Annotated in this window: 13 protein-coding genes; 7 read left to right on the top strand and 6 right to left on the bottom strand. The window is 48.6% G+C overall.

What is annotated here, in order from left to right:
* Window positions 1-394: 394 nt before the first annotated feature.
* From AC0VXX_RS03390 to AC0VXX_RS03380, 3 genes are all read right to left on the bottom strand, one after another.
* Window positions 395-1,147: a phosphoadenylyl-sulfate reductase gene (locus tag AC0VXX_RS03390; RefSeq protein ID WP_475515913.1), complete on the bottom strand. Its 753-nt coding sequence runs from the start codon at window positions 1,145-1,147 to the stop codon at window positions 395-397.
* Window positions 1,140-2,837, bottom strand: coding sequence for an assimilatory sulfite reductase (NADPH) hemoprotein subunit (cysI, locus tag AC0VXX_RS03385; protein WP_475515912.1), 1,698 nt, complete (start codon window positions 2,835-2,837; stop codon window positions 1,140-1,142). Before cysI ends, AC0VXX_RS03390 begins: the two co-directional genes overlap by 8 nt.
* Before the next feature lie 92 nt (window positions 2,838-2,929).
* Window positions 2,930-4,714 (bottom strand): assimilatory sulfite reductase (NADPH) flavoprotein subunit, encoded by a 1,785-nt coding sequence (locus tag AC0VXX_RS03380; RefSeq protein ID WP_475515911.1) that lies wholly within the window; start codon window positions 4,712-4,714, stop codon window positions 2,930-2,932.
* Between the two features lie 331 nt (window positions 4,715-5,045).
* Here AC0VXX_RS03380 and AC0VXX_RS03375 point away from each other — a divergent pair, with 331 nt between their 5' ends.
* The 4 genes from AC0VXX_RS03375 (at window position 5,046) to AC0VXX_RS03360 (ending at window position 8,510) form a co-directional block, all read left to right on the top strand.
* Window positions 5,046-6,218: a Re/Si-specific NAD(P)(+) transhydrogenase subunit alpha gene (locus AC0VXX_RS03375; RefSeq protein WP_475515910.1), complete on the top strand. Its 1,173-nt coding sequence runs from the start codon at window positions 5,046-5,048 to the stop codon at window positions 6,216-6,218.
* Complete coding sequence (locus AC0VXX_RS03370; protein ID WP_248977486.1) at window positions 6,218-6,493, top strand: NAD(P) transhydrogenase subunit alpha part 2; 276 nt, start codon at window positions 6,218-6,220, stop codon at window positions 6,491-6,493. The genes AC0VXX_RS03375 and AC0VXX_RS03370 overlap by 1 nt, the downstream gene beginning before the upstream one ends.
* Before the next feature lie 6 nt (window positions 6,494-6,499).
* Window positions 6,500-7,882: an NAD(P)(+) transhydrogenase (Re/Si-specific) subunit beta gene (locus tag AC0VXX_RS03365; protein ID WP_110455933.1), complete on the top strand. Its 1,383-nt coding sequence runs from the start codon at window positions 6,500-6,502 to the stop codon at window positions 7,880-7,882.
* A gap of 334 nt (window positions 7,883-8,216) precedes the next feature.
* On the top strand, window positions 8,217-8,510 hold the full coding sequence (locus AC0VXX_RS03360; RefSeq protein WP_475515909.1) for a hypothetical protein: 294 nt from the start codon (window positions 8,217-8,219) through the stop codon (window positions 8,508-8,510).
* 81 nt (window positions 8,511-8,591) lie between these two features.
* On the opposite strand, the gene AC0VXX_RS03355 is transcribed toward AC0VXX_RS03360, so the two are convergent.
* Together AC0VXX_RS03355 and hldE are read right to left on the bottom strand one after the other, a co-directional pair.
* Window positions 8,592-9,425, bottom strand: coding sequence for a hypothetical protein (locus AC0VXX_RS03355; protein ID WP_475515908.1), 834 nt, complete (start codon window positions 9,423-9,425; stop codon window positions 8,592-8,594).
* Window positions 9,422-10,852: a bifunctional D-glycero-beta-D-manno-heptose-7-phosphate kinase/D-glycero-beta-D-manno-heptose 1-phosphate adenylyltransferase HldE gene (gene hldE / locus AC0VXX_RS03350; protein ID WP_475515907.1), complete on the bottom strand. Its 1,431-nt coding sequence runs from the start codon at window positions 10,850-10,852 to the stop codon at window positions 9,422-9,424. Before hldE ends, AC0VXX_RS03355 begins: the two co-directional genes overlap by 4 nt.
* 102 nt (window positions 10,853-10,954) lie before the next feature.
* On the opposite strand from hldE, the gene AC0VXX_RS03345 reads away from it, so the two are divergent.
* The 3 genes from AC0VXX_RS03345 to AC0VXX_RS03335 all read left to right on the top strand — a co-directional run bounded on the left by AC0VXX_RS03345 (window position 10,955) and on the right by AC0VXX_RS03335 (window position 14,103).
* Entirely contained in the window at window positions 10,955-11,881 is a 927-nt protein-coding gene (locus AC0VXX_RS03345; RefSeq protein WP_475515906.1) for an LpxL/LpxP family Kdo(2)-lipid IV(A) lauroyl/palmitoleoyl acyltransferase, read from the top strand.
* 287 nt (window positions 11,882-12,168) lie between these two features.
* A complete protein-coding gene (zapE, locus tag AC0VXX_RS03340) occupies window positions 12,169-13,305 on the top strand; it encodes a cell division protein ZapE (protein WP_475515905.1) in 1,137 nt (378 codons plus the stop codon).
* 9 nt (window positions 13,306-13,314) lie between these two features.
* The gene (locus AC0VXX_RS03335; RefSeq protein ID WP_475515904.1) at window positions 13,315-14,103 is read left to right on the top strand and encodes an ABC transporter permease; all 789 of its coding nucleotides are present in this window, start codon (window positions 13,315-13,317) and stop codon (window positions 14,101-14,103) included.
* A gap of 1 nt (window position 14,104) precedes the next feature.
* Here AC0VXX_RS03335 and AC0VXX_RS03330 read toward each other — a convergent pair whose 3' ends face one another.
* Window positions 14,105-14,800, bottom strand: a complete 696-nt coding sequence (locus AC0VXX_RS03330; RefSeq protein WP_475515903.1) for a substrate-binding periplasmic protein — start codon at window positions 14,798-14,800, stop codon at window positions 14,105-14,107.
* Between the last annotated feature and the right edge of the window lie 45 nt (window positions 14,801-14,845).

Below are 14,845 nucleotides of genomic sequence, written 5' to 3'. Positions count from 1 at the left end.
AATAGCGAGACAAAGAGTTAATGAGTCCAGACACCTGGATAGTCACGCCGGACTATCCAGGGCCTCAGCGATAATTAGTAAGCGCTAGCAAACCAATCAAGCTTTCGCTGGCGTCGATAATGCTGCCATGCCTGCTGTAACCTTCATCAAGGAAGTAAGAGTTACGCTATCCCAGCGGGATAAAATGCACACAAAAACCGAACAACATATCAAAACCATCTACGGGAACTTACAACTATAGATCAAATAACCAGCCTGTGCATAACCATGTGCAAAAAAAGTGTGCAAAGCATGAAAAAGTATTAAGACTAACGTCTTATTAGCTTATCTATCATAACTATAGCGACAACGTTGCGATTAAAAAAACGCCACCATTTTGCCTTCCCAACAAACCTTAAATCTCATAGTGCAGCCCACATTCACGCTTCAAGCCATTAAAACGCGTCTCTTCTTCTGTCATTCCCAATGTTAAGGGTTGGGTAGAATGAGTATCACCTACAGAGACATAACCTTGATCCCACAACGGATGATAGGGTAATCGATGTGCGGTCAAATATTGATGCACATCTTTATTACTCCAATCGACTATGGGCAGTAATTTATAACGTTCGCCATGAATGGCTAAAATAGGCAAAGCTTCACGAGTGCTGGCTTGGGTGCGTCTTAACCCCGCAAACCAAGTGCCAATATTAAGCTCTTGTAGTGCATTTTGCATCGGGATCACTTTATTGATGCGATTATACTGCTCTAGACCATCGAGCCCCTGCTCCCACAATTTGCCAAATTTGGCCTCTTGCCAAGCGGCGCTCATTGGCGCTCGGTACACCTTAAGGTTAAGTTGCAAGCGCTCGGTCAATTGATCTATAAACTGATAAGTCTCAGGAAACAGGTAACCTGTATCGGTTAAGATCACCGCAATATCACTCTGAGCCTGACTGACCAGATGCAACATGACTGCCGCCTGAATGCCAAAACTAGATGACAAACCATGCTCACCCGGTAAATAGGCTAATCCCCACAGGACGCGCTCGGCCGCTGTAAGAGTCACAAGGTATTCATTTATCTTTGCTAATTCAGCTTGTTGCTCTACTTTAGGTGCGCCAATCAGCGCCTGTAACTGGTTTGGCGATATCATTAATTTATCCATGAAAATCCCTGGCGGCATCTAATACCGCTTTCACTACGCCGACACGCACAGTGAAGTTACCAAAGGTTTCTCCCGTTTCACGCTCACTGACATAGCGAGCAAACAGGGCATCGAGTTCGGCTAAAATCTCCGCCTCTTGAATATTCTCTCGATAAAGCTTATTCAATCGCGTACCTTCAAAACTGGCACCAAGATAGAGGTTATAACGCCCGGGGGCCTTACCAACCAAGCCAATTTCAGCCGCAAAAGGACGAGCACAACCATTAGGGCACCCCGTCATACGAATAACAATACCTTGGTCGAGAAAACCATGCTTTTCCTGCAGCGCCTCAACTTTGGTCAAGAAATCAGGAAAGTAACGCTCCGCTTCTGCCATCGCTAATGCACAAGTCGGCAATGCTACGCAGGCAATGGAATGACCACGGGTTTCGCTGATCAACTTGCCCATCAAACCGTGACGGCGCGCAATCGCTTCAATCTGTGCTTTATCTGCCTCGGCAACACCCGCGATGATGATGTTCTGATTAGAGGTCATACGAAAATCCCCTTTGTGTACCAAGGCAATTTCACGCAGTCCAGTTTGCAACGGCTGATCCGGTAGATCTTTAATCCGACCGCCTTCGATAAATAGGGTCAAATGCCATTGGTCATCAACGCCTTTTATCCAACCATAACGATCGCCGCGATCGCCGATCACTACATCACGTTTAGGCTCAAACTTAATGCCAGCACGTTTTTCAACTTCAGCTTTAAAGGCATCAAATCCATGTTTTACGATGGTGTATTTAAGGCGTGACTGTTTACGATCGGAGCGATTGCCCCAGTCACGCTGCACTTTAAGTACCGCTTCGGCAAACTTAAGGCAATCTTCCGCTTTAATAAAGCCAAAATCATCACCCAGACGCGGGAAGGTGGCAACCTCGCCATGGGTTGATCCCATACCGCCGCCTGCCACCATATTAAAACCAATTAACTCACCCGCTTCAGCTACGGCGATAAAGCCAAGGTCGTTGGTGTAGACATCGACATCATTATCGGGCGGTACCGCCACCGCCATCTTAAATTTACGCGGCAGATACGTTTTGCCATACACAGGCTCTACTTCATCACCCTCACTGACGGCCACCTTGTCATCACCTAACCATATCTCGGCGTAAGCTTTAGTACGCGGCAAGTAGTTATCCGACAACTGCTTGGCCCAGTAAAAAGCTTGCTGATGCAGCTTAGACTCTACCGGGTTGGGATTACACATCACGTTGCGGTTGACGTCACCACAAGCTGCGATTGAATCTAGCGCTTCTTTGTCCAAATCTTGAATTAGCGTTTTAAGATTACGCTTAGGAATACCGTGATACTGAAACGTCTGACGCGTCGTAAGACGAATGCTATTTGAGCTGGTGAGGTTTGAGGCAATTTTATCGACCCCCAACCATTGCTTCGGCGTACACACCCCACCCGCCACTCGAGCACGCAACATAAAACTGTAAAGGGGTTCTAGCTTTTGCGCTTTACGCTCATTGCGTTGATCGCGGTCATCTTGCTGATAAAAACCATGAAACTTGATCAGTTGCTGGTCACCTTCGCTGAACGAGCCAGTTAATGAGGTATCTAGCCCCTCTTCGATAGTGCCGCGCAAATAGTTACTGTCGGTCTTTAGGTGTTCATTTACTGATAATTTTTGTTCGCTCATGGTTACTGTCTTTCCCTATAAGTGCCCGGGCGCTGCCGATGCACGTTTCGCTACTTTAAGTGGTTTTTTAGCTAAAATGCGTAATACGTCGATTAATAAACATCTTTTTGATAACGTTTATCACGGCGAAGTTGCTCTAAATATGCTGCGGCCGCCTCTTCATCTTTACCGCCATATTGCTTCACCACATCAAGCAGAGCTTGATGCACATCTTTAGCCATTCGCTCGGCATCGCCACACACGTAGAGGTGAGCCCCCTTTTCTAACCACTGCCACAAGGCCTCGCCGCGCTCAGCAATGCGATGCTGCACATAAACCTTGTGCGCCTGATCTCGCGAAAAAGCCGAATCAAAGCGGGTTAGCGTGCCCTCTTTAAGATATTGCTGCCACTCGGTTTGATACAGGAAGTCTTGCTCAAAGTGCGGATTACCAAAGAATAACCAACTTTCTCCAGCCGCCCCTTGTACGGCACGCTCCTGCATAAAGGCCCTGAAAGGGGCCACACCGGTGCCAGGACCTATCATAATCACAGGCGTTTCTGGATTGTCAGGCAAACGAAAGTGGTTGTTCGGCTCAACATAGACCTTAACTGCTGCACCCTCTGCTGCGGTCGCTAAAAAGTGTGACGCGCCGCCAAAACGGGCAACACCTTCACGCTCATCCGCAACCAATGCCACAGTCAAATGTACTTCGCCGTCCACCTCGGCTTGGCTCGATGCTATCGAATAGAGGCGCGGCGTGATTGGGCGCAATAACTCGACCAACTGGAAAGCGGTAATATCAACCGGATACAGAGCAACCAGATCGGCAAGTTGATGATGAAGCAAAAACTGACGCGTCAACTCTCGGTCTTCGCTAATTACCAGTAATGCTTCATCACCGCTTAGTTGTGCCCAGCTTTGCACCAGTCCAGGGTAAAGCTGGGTTAATTCGCGCTTATCTTTAAGCGCCTCAAAAAGCGATAAGCTTTGATCTGCAAGCGTCACCTGCGCTGTGCCATCGAGGGACAAGGCACTCAAAATCTCATTAACCAAGGCATCTGAATTACTAAACCATACCCCTAGTGCATCACCCACTTGATAACTGAGCCCAGAGTCAGCGAGATCAATCTCAACATGGCGCACATCTCTGTCTGAATCACGCCCGGTCAATTTTTGGCTCACTAGCACCTCGGCGCTATAGGGTTTTTGCTTAGTGTAAGTTGCTGCAGTGGCGCTACTGACACCGCCTATTGAGACCACGTTCGCGCTAGAGGCCGAGATTAACGGCTTAACGGCAGTCAACACCTGCTGCTGCCATTGGCTCGCAGCCACATCATAATCGACATCACACTCAGTTAGCGGCACAATCGATTTAGCACCTAACGCGGCAAGGCGCTGCTCAAAGTCTTTACCGGTTTGGCAGAAAAACTCGTAACTTGAGTCACCGAGCGCTAATACAGCATAATTAAGCTGCTCTAAACGCGGCGCACGTTTCGATGCTAAAAACTGGTGTAGCTCAATGGCATCATCAGGGGCTTCGCCTTCACCATGGGTACTGACCACGGCAAGTAGTAAGGTCTCTTGTTTCAGCTGGCGCACCTTGTAGTCGGCCATAGAAACGAGATTAACGGCATAGCCTTGTGCCTGGGCTTTTTCAGCCAAGTCGGTCGCAACACCTCGGCCATTGCCTGTTTGACTACCATAGAGAATAGTGATGGTTTGCTCTGGCGCACTGGCAGTATTGATGGCATGACTCGCCACTTCGGCAGTCGCCGACAGATAGCCGCCCACCCACGCCAGTTGCACCGCAGTAAGTTCACTCGTGAGTTGTTTTAGCTTATCGACCTGTCCTTGAGACAGTGGAGAAGCTAGTGATGAAAGCTCTTTTAACAGCATGAAGGACGGCCCTATATCAGTGTAATAGACCTAGCTTAGAGCCTTACTTGAAAAGCAAAAAAGAATAAAATATGATTTTTAATATCTTTTTGGAATATGCAAAGCGCATTAATTGAGCTACAAAAGTGAGGGTGGCGAATCAAAATCGTAAAAAATGGGTAGTTAAGCACAGAATTTAAAATAAGAAATTGTGGTCTAGCGCAAATTTTTTGCTCTGACCAGTGGTAAAAAGCCAAATATGAAAAATTCGGGCTTGTGTATGCTAATAGACTCGCCACAATAATGAGTCAACTTTAATAACGACGTCTGTCCCTAACTAAGAGGTTTCTCAGTGAAACTAGGTCTACTAAAAGAGAGCCAAGCCGATGAAAAACGCGTTGCGTTGATTCCGGCAAACGTGACTCGGTTAATCAAAAAAAACCTCCAAATCCTTGTCGAAAGCGGCGCTGGCGAAAGCGCAGGTTTTAGCGATCAACAATATCAGGAAGCCGGAGCTATTATCACCCCCCGCGAGCAAGTGTTTGAGCAGGCTGACATCATCACTGTGGTTAACTGCAAAGGCAGCCAATTTGATGAAATCAAAACGCTGGCTAAAGCTAACCAACTGTTTATCGGCATGATGGATCCCCTAGCTCACCCAGACAACGCCACGGCGCTTGCCGCAACGGGCACCACAGCTATCGCCCTTGAGCTCGTACCACGCATCACGCGCGCCCAAAGCATGGATATTCTATCGTCAATGGCGACGATCGCTGGCTACAAAGCGGTACTACTGGCCGCCCATAAAGCACCGCGTATGTTCCCTATGATGATGACGGCTGCAGGCACCTTAAAACCGGCCCGTGCCTTTATCATGGGCGTTGGTGTAGCAGGCCTACAGGCATGTGCGACCGCTAAACGCCTTGGCGCCGTGGTGGAAGCTTATGATATTCGCCCCGCCGCGCGCGAACAAATTCTGTCTGTCGGTGCCAAGCCTGTCGAGCTGGATCTGGAAACTGAAAACACCGAGACCAAAGGCGGTTATGCTGCCGAGCAAAGTGATGACTTTATTAAGCGCCAACAGCAAGCCATGACCAATGTGCTAGCACAACAAGATATTGTTATCACCACTGCTGCCATTCCTGGTCGCAAGGCGCCAGTGCTTATCACTAAAGCCATGGTCGAGGGGATGAAACCTGGCACTATCATTGTCGATTTGGCTGCCGAAACTGGCGGCAACTGTGAGCTGACCCGCCTCGATGAAACCGTTGTGCATAATGGCGTCACGATCTTGGGTCCTTCGAATGTACCAGGCACAGCCGCAACCCACGCCAGTCAAATGTATGGCACCAACATTGAAAACCTACTGAAATTGCTCGTCGATAATGACGGCCAACTTCATTTAGATTTTGATGATGAAATCGTGCGCGATACAGTTGTCGTGCATCAAGGAGAAGTGGTTAACGCCCGGATCCGCTCGCTATTGGGCATGCCCGACATTGCTGCGCCAGAGGAGGCTCAATAATGGAAATTTTATTACTACTCACCCTATTTGTGGTGGCCGTTTTTCTTGGGGTGGAACTGATCACTAAAGTCCCACCAACCCTGCATACCCCGTTAATGTCTGGCTCTAATGCCATTTCGGGCATCTCACTGGTAGGCGCATTGCTGTCGGCCGGTTCTGGCGCAGGTGTCTGGGTTAACGTATTAGGATTTATCGCTGTGGTACTTGCCACGATTAATGTGGTCGGTGGCTATATGGTTACCAATCGCATGCTTGCCATGTTTAAAAGGAAATAAGCCAACATGAGTATGACGATTATTTATCTCGCCTACCTTGTGGCCGCGAGTCTGTTTATTTTAGGTATTAAAGGGTTAACTAAACCACGTACTGCGGTACGTGGTAATCAGTTATCGGCCCTAGGTATGTTTATCGCCGTGGTCGTGACCTTATTCGATCAAAGCATTTTAAGCTATGAGTGGATCATTGCCGGTGTGCTATTAGGCGGGACCATTGGGGCCTTGATGGCCACCAAAATCCAAGTCACCGCCATGCCACAAATGGTCGCAATGCTTAACGGTTTTGGCGGCGGCGCATCGCTATTTATCGCATTAGCCAGCTTCCTTGACCCTGACTCGGCCACCCATATCGTGGCGCTGATCTCAATTGCCCTAACGGTACTCATAGGTTCGGTTACCTTGTCGGGCTCGTTCGTTGCTTTTGCTAAGTTACAAGAGTTGATCTCAGGTAACCCAATTAAAGTGCCAGGCAATAAAGTGATTAATGCCGCTTTATTGATCGCTGCAATCGGGTTATCGGTCGCTATAGTGCTTGACCCAAGCAACACTATGCTTATTTATGCGCTCGTAGCGGTGTCCGTATTATTGGGCTTGTTCTTAGTCGTGCCTATTGGTGGCGCCGATATGCCAGTGGTAATCGCCTTGCTGAACTCTTACTCGGGTATTGCGGCGGCGACAACCGGCTTTATCACGGGTAACACGGTATTGATTGTGTCGGGTTCACTGGTTGGAGCCTCTGGCATCATCTTGACCCAGATCATGTGTAAGGCGATGAACCGTTCACTGTTTAACGTGTTATTTGGTGTGATGGCCGAGGGCGGCGAAACCATCGATGCCGACGAAGTTTATGCTGGCAAGGTAACCTCCTCTTCACCAGAAGAAGTGGCGATGCTGCTAGAAACTGCCGAGCGCGTGGTGATTGTACCGGGTTATGGTTTAGCGATGGCGCAGGCGCAACACGCAGTACGCGAACTCGCCTCAGTGCTAGAAGCTCGCGGCGTTCAAGTGCTCTACGCGATTCATCCGGTCGCGGGCCGTATGCCAGGGCATATGAACGTACTCCTAGCTGAAGCCGAAGTGCCTTATGAGCAGTTGATTGAAATGGATGAGATCAACCCTCAGTTTGAGCAGACCGATGTTGCTATTGTGATTGGCGCAAACGATGTAACCAACCCTATGGCGCGCGAAGATAAAGGCAGCCCAATTTACGGCATGCCAATATTGAACGTCGATAAGGCGCGCACTGTGGTTGTGGTGAAACGCTCTCTCAGCCCAGGGTTTGCAGGCTTACCTAATCCGCTGTTTGCAAAAGATAATACCTTGATGTTATTTGGTGATGGTAAGAAAGCCATTGTCGACTTAACCCAAAGTTTGAAAGAAGCTGATTAATATCGGTATGGGTTAACCCCAATAGGGATTAACCCAATAGCGTTCGACAAGGACATTCATTAACAAAAAGACCGCTGGGCGGTCTTTTTTTATGCTCACTCTGCTCTCAAGAAAGCTTCCCATTACCTACAGTGCACTTTAGGGCCAAGCCGACAGCTGCGTTAATCGATTATTTATTATTTTAGGCATCTGACAATATCAACACTAAGCTCAATAATACCGACCTTAACATTGACTAAATGTAACAAACTGAGCGTATAACTTGCTTAAGTTATTGTGTTCTGATTATATATTCATCATGTAACGCATATTTTAATGCTTAGAAAAGGAGATTATGATGCAAGGAAGCACGCTCAACAATCATCCGTTATTATCTTTTGAAGATAGGCGCGTCACTCAAGCTAAATCAGGTGAACATTGGGATAGACTCACTAACGCGCAGCGGTTTGCTTTTTACACTTTAGCCAAACTGGGCTACCAACTGCTATTTGTTAGGCGCACGCCACACACCTCCACCGCTGTAGTCAAGCAAGAAGAACAGCTGGTGACTATTAACGATGAGGGTGACATCGACTTTAATCCAAATGTAGTACTACGCGAACGTCGCCCACCACGGCAACAGCTATAGAAAAAAGCAGGACAACACCATCAACACCTAGGCGTTAAGACTCGCGGTTAACTATTGGGCCTCTCGGTGTGTCAATGAGGCTTAATCACCACTCATCGTCTGCTCATCTAACCACGCTAGCGCCTGCGCTTTCCCCATAAGGTGTTCCAATGTCGGTCGAATCACATCGGCCATTTGTGCCCGGCGCCAAAACATATAGTGCGGTAACCTATGGTTAACGCCTTGACCAAAAAGATAATGCAATAAGCTAGCAAACTCATTTAATTCATCTATCTGATATTGTTGTAACGTCGGATAAATCTCATCAATTAAGTGATCAAAATCCTCAAACTGCCCCAGCTCCTGCCAGCTATAACTACGCAGCAACTGAGCCAGCATAGGTGCAGACCAGTGAGAGAGAGCAATCACATTATCAAACACCGCAAGATTACGCTTATGGTATTGCTGCCAAGCTAAGTGACGGCCTTGTCCTTGCTGTGCCAGCGACCATACGAGGTAGGTATCGGCCAGCCACTCATGTTGATAACCCGATAGCGGATACTGAGTTAACAACGCTGACGCAGAAGAGGTCACGGCCAAATGCCCCAACTCATGCCAGAGCGTCATCTGCACGGCATTATCAAGGGCTAAGCTATACAGCTCGCCGCTCCAACGTGCCGACGATAACCGAGGTATATTATCAGGGTTAAGCAACACCACCCCGGTTATCGCGGGGTGGTCGATAGGTTTTGCCATGGCGCCACGGTGGCCCAGCTCTTTAAGAAGCTCACGCTTTGGAGGCAATTGCTGACGCGCATCGCTGGGTAACTGGGCTAAACATTGAACGAGCTCAGGCGTATGACAGACCAATGCTTGCCCATGGGACATAGGAACCCACAGCCAAGCGCTGGCTAGCAATAGCGCCTCAGAGATCACTGTTTCGCCATGATATTTTGTATTATCGCCGTAGTAGATACCCCATCTTCAAAGCCTAGCACTTCAACGCTGCCACCGGCGGCAATCACCTCTTTACCCCCTGCGATATCCTCAACCTGATAGTCGCCACCTTTCACCAACATATTGGGCAGCAGGCGGGCAATAATGCGTTGCGGTGTATCTTCACTAAATGACACCACCCAGTCGACCGACGCAAGTCCAGCAAGCACCGCCATGCGGCGATCCAGTTGATTGACCGGACGACCATCGCCTTTGAGACGTTTTACCGACTCATCATCATTAACCGCCACAATTAAGCGATCGCCTAAGGCTTTGGCTTGCTGCAAATAGCTAACATGGCCCGCATGCAAAATATCAAAACAGCCATTGGTCATCACCACGCGCTCACCGCGCAGCTTAGCCTCTTCTAGCGCATAAACTAACTGATCTTCGCTTATCACGCCAAAACCGCTCTCGCCATGGCTTAAGTTTAAGGCGGCGATCAATTCGATACGGCTAACCGTCGAGGTGCCTCGCTTACCGACAACAATCCCCGCGGCCGTATTGGCAATAGCACACGCTTGTGGCAGATCGCTCCCCGCGGCTAATGCGGTAGCAAGCGCCGAAATAACCGTATCGCCAGCCCCTGTCACATCGTAAACTTCACGGGCCACGGTCGGAATATGTAACTCAGGCGCGTTAGCGGTGATAAGGGTCATGCCTTTTTCTGAACGCGTCACGAGCATGGCTTCTAAATCATGCTCTTTAAGCAACGCCTGCGCCTTCTCAACCAGATCGGCTTCATCGCGCACGGTTCCCACGACTTGTTCAAACTCAAGCATGTTGGGCGTTAATAGCGTTGCGCCGCGATAACGAGAAAAGTCACTGCCTTTAGGATCGACCAAGACTTTAATGCCTTTAGCTTTCGCTCTGGCAATAAACTCTTGCGGCTTATCTAATGCGCCCTTAGCGTAATCAGACAACACCACAACAGACACATCGGCAAATTCGCTCTCGGCACTATTTAGCAGCGCTTGGCTGTGTTCAGGTAGGTAAGGCTCTTCAAAATCTAAACGCAACAACTGCTGATTACGTGACAAAATTCTGAGCTTAGTGATTGTCGGCTTCTCAGCTACTCTGAACCATTTAGGCTCAACGCCTAGGGCCTGCACACCTTGGGTAAGCGCAGCGGCGGTTTCATCTTCGCCGACAATGCCCGCTAGGCGAACGTTGCCGCCTAGGGCTGCAATATTCAGGGCCACGTTAGCTGCGCCGCCCGGTCTATCTTCGACCTGATTGACTCGCACCACAGGTACAGGTGCCTCAGGAGAGATGCGCCCAGTCGGTCCTGCCCAGTATCTGTCTAACATCACATCACCGACCACGAGAACTTTAGCTTTTTCAAATGCTGGCAGAGAAATCTTCATATTGGGCTTATCTTTTAAAAATTAATCCATGATTATACCTAATTTTACCTAATATTTGAGTTAGAATGTGCAGTAATTTTGGTTAATACATTTGAGTGACTCGTGGTCGAAAAAGCAGAATTCTCCGTAACATTTTGTCATCCTAAATATTGGCTACTCTGGCTGGGTGTTGGCTTGATGCGACTCACTCAGTTGTTACCCCTACCGATGCAGATGTGGCTGGGTAAAATGCTCGGACGCTTGGCCAAAAAAGTGGCCGGCAGCCGAGTACATACCGCCAAACGTAATATAGAGCTGTGCTTTCCTGATATGCCGGCGCAAGAGCAAGCGCAATTACTCAATCGAAATTTTGAAGAGACTGGCAAAGCTATCTTTGATATCGCCAACGCATGGTGGTGGTCAGATGCCAAAGTACAACGCCACATGACGATTAAAGGCCAAGAGCATGTCAAGCAAACCCTTGCTAGCGGCCAAGGCGTGATCTTGTTTGCCGTGCACTGCCTTCCCCTTGAGATGGGCGCGCGTATCTTCGGTCAGTTTCAACCCGGCATTGGTGTGTATCGCCCACATAACAACCCATTAATGGAATACCTTCAGGTCAATGGTCGGTTACGCTCCAACAAAGGCTTGGTTCCTAAGCGAGATTTGCGCCAAATGGTGCGCAGCCTCAGAGCACCCGATGTCATCTGGTACACGGCGGATCAAGACTTTGGCCGCTCAAGCGCGGTCTTTATTCCCTTCTTTAATGTGCCCGATGCTGCCACCATCACAGGCGCAACCACCTTGGCTAAGCTGGGTAAAGCCAAAGTCTTGCCTTTTGTGGTCGAACGCAACAGCGACGATAAAGGCTACACCATTGAAGTCCAAGCGCCACTGGATAATTTCCCCGGCGACAATGAAGTCGAAGATGCCATTCGCGGTAATCAGATAATCGAATCGATCATCAATCGTAATCGCGCCCAATATATGTGGTTGCATCGCCGCTTTAAAACTCGCCCTAATCAAGACGATCCGTCGCTGTATCAATAAGCTTGATCATAACGCCAGCACTGCGCTGGCGTTTTTATTGCTACCCGCTGCGAGTTACTTCCCATAATCACTTTCCATCGCAACTTCCCATCGCAAAGAACAGCAGACGCAGCGCCCCCAGCGGCCCTTTTACTCTGGTCAATAACCCATGTTGTGATCACTCAAAACAGCGAGCCACCTAAGATAATTTACCTCACTTACGGGCAACCATGCTAAACGGGCCCCATTCGATTATTGTCATAATATGCTGATATACTGATGCTATTGGTCAATAACCCACAGCGTTTATGTCACTCTCTCCACGCCAACGATTCGCCCAATTACAAGATGAAGCCCATTTTGTCGATGATCCCCACCAGCGAGCCGCCATCGAGCAGTTAGAGCGCGTGTATCAACAACTGCATTGCCAAACGCCGCACACTAAAGGCCTCTATCTATGGGGAAGTGTCGGTCGCGGTAAGACCATGTTGATGGACCTCTTTTGCCAAAGCCTGCCCTCCAATATGCCACTTAGGCTGCACTTTCATCGTTTTATGGCGCGAATTCATCAAGAGATGCGAGTAGAGCATGGCCAGCAAAACCCGTTAGAACGGATTGCCCAGCGCCTCGCTAAGCAGTGCAAGGTTATCTGTTTCGATGAGTTTTTTGTTGCCGATATTGGCGATGCGATGATTTTAGGCAAGCTGTTTGAGGCCTTATTTCGCCGCGGTATCGTGCTGGTTGCGACCTCCAATACGCCCATCGACAAGCTGTATGAAAACGGTTTAGCTCGCGACCGTTTTTTACCGACCATCGACCTGCTCAATGAGCATACTCAAGCGTTCCATCTTGACGGCCCGCTCGATCATCGTTTGCGGCAATTAACTTATCAACAAACCTACTTTTACGACCATGCTGCTCGGTTTGACGCACTGTTTGAACAACTATGTGATGACTCTGAGGTACAAACCCAGCCGATCGAGATTTTAGGTCGACAGATCCCGGTGATAAAACGCACCCGCAGCACACTTTGGCTAAGCTTCGATGCCCTCTGCGATGGGCCGCGATCTCAACTGGACTATATTGAGCTAGCCAGTTGTTATCGCACTATTTTACTCAGCGACATTCCGCCGCTGGGCGGAACGCCGCGCTCATGGATACGCGCCCGGGGCACCGAAGATGGCGCTCTGGCCACTCAAGCTGGCGAGCGGCAGTTACACTACGCTGCCAATGACGATCCTGCGCGGCGCTTTATCGCTCTGGTCGATGAGCTTTACGATCAACAAGTACAGCTGTATTTACATGCCGCTCTGCCACTGGAGCAGCTTTATACCCCTGGGGCATTGGCCTTTGAGTTTCAGCGTACCCAGAGTCGGCTGATTGAAATGCAATCGCGGCAATATTTAACCGCTACACTTACCGCTGCCGATAATAGCGATCACTAGAGACGCGATATGCAAGCCACCATTGATATCACTTGGCTAGATTTAGCGCTGTTTATGTTGCTGCTCAGCATTCCTGTGGCCATTAGTCATTGGCTACAACTGGGGATCGGCCGAGATATCGGTATTGCGGTGCTGCGCATGACGTTGCAGCTCGTGTTGGTAGGTATCTACTTACAATTTTTATTCGATCTTAATAGCGTCTGGCTTAACTTGACGTGGTTAGCCACCATGATATTGATTGGCGCCAGTGCGATTTTAGGCGGGGCCAAATTGCCTAAGCGGGTGCTGTTTTTGCCCATATTAGCCAGTATAACCCTGTCGTTACTGCCTGTGCTGGCCATTTTACTCCTAGGATTACTGCAACCTACGCCCGCCTATAGCGCCCAATATTTAATCCCACTGGCGGGCATGTTGTTAGGCAATAGCCTCAGCGGTAATATCGTTGCCCTGCAGCGTCTATTCAGTGCCTTAGCGGAAAATCGAAGTGAATATGAGGGTCGCCTAGCCCTAGGGGCACGGCCGAAACAAGCGTCAATGCCCTTCGTGCAATCTGCACTGAAACAATCACTTGCACCAATTTTAGCGTCTATGGCCACAACCGGACTAGTGACACTTCCCGGCATGATGACAGGGCAAATTCTCGGCGGTAGCGATCCCATGCTAGCGGTTAAATATCAACTGATAATCTTGTTGGCTATCTTTGTCGTACTCAGTGTATGTGTTACAACCAGCTTACTACTCTCAGTGCGAGTAGCGCTTAATCCAAGTGGCAAACTACTGATAAATAAGATCAACTAAACTAACGGTATTTACTGACTATGTTTTCATATTCGGTTAATCCATTGGCTTGCACAGTACTTTTCACCAGATCTATGCCTTGCTGCAGCTTTTGGCGCAATACTGGGTCACTATCCTTGCTAAAAGCATAATAAAGTTGACTATCTTTGAGGGTATAAACCACCTCAAAATCATCGGTATTTAAGCCAGCATGTTTGATTAACCAGCGGCCGACTATCTCATCATATGCCCATAGATCGATCCGTTTTAACTCAAGCATTTGTACTAAGTAACGCGCGTTATGTGCTCTGTGTATCTGGTCTTTATTCACGCCAAGGGATAACAGTGATTGCTCGCCAATATCATCTCGAATAACACCGATATTATACTGCTTAAGATCGCTCTGTTGCGTTATTTTCAGCTGCCTAGACTTTGACGCAAATAACACGACCCTAGTAGCCGAAATAGGTCCTACCCACTCAAATGTGGACTCACGATAAGCCGTACGAGTCGTAGAAAACAGCACGGTATCTTTGCCTATTCTTGTCAGTTTATAACCCCGAGCCCACGGTACAAGCTGGATCTGGCTAGGGTCGAATTCAGTCTCAAATTTTGACACGGCGGCATCGAGCAGATCGACAGCGATCCCAGTCAGTTGATAATTATCACGATAGTTATAGGGGGGATACGATTCGGTAAAATAAGTGAGATGGGACAAGTTATTAGCTAAAGTAACTGTCCCAATACAAGAATACAAACAAAC

This window comes from Shewanella sp. QJM3NY_23, from assembly GCF_056173105.1.
The sequence above is the reverse complement of the archived record's forward strand: the minus strand, read 5'-3'. Positions and strand labels throughout refer to the sequence as shown.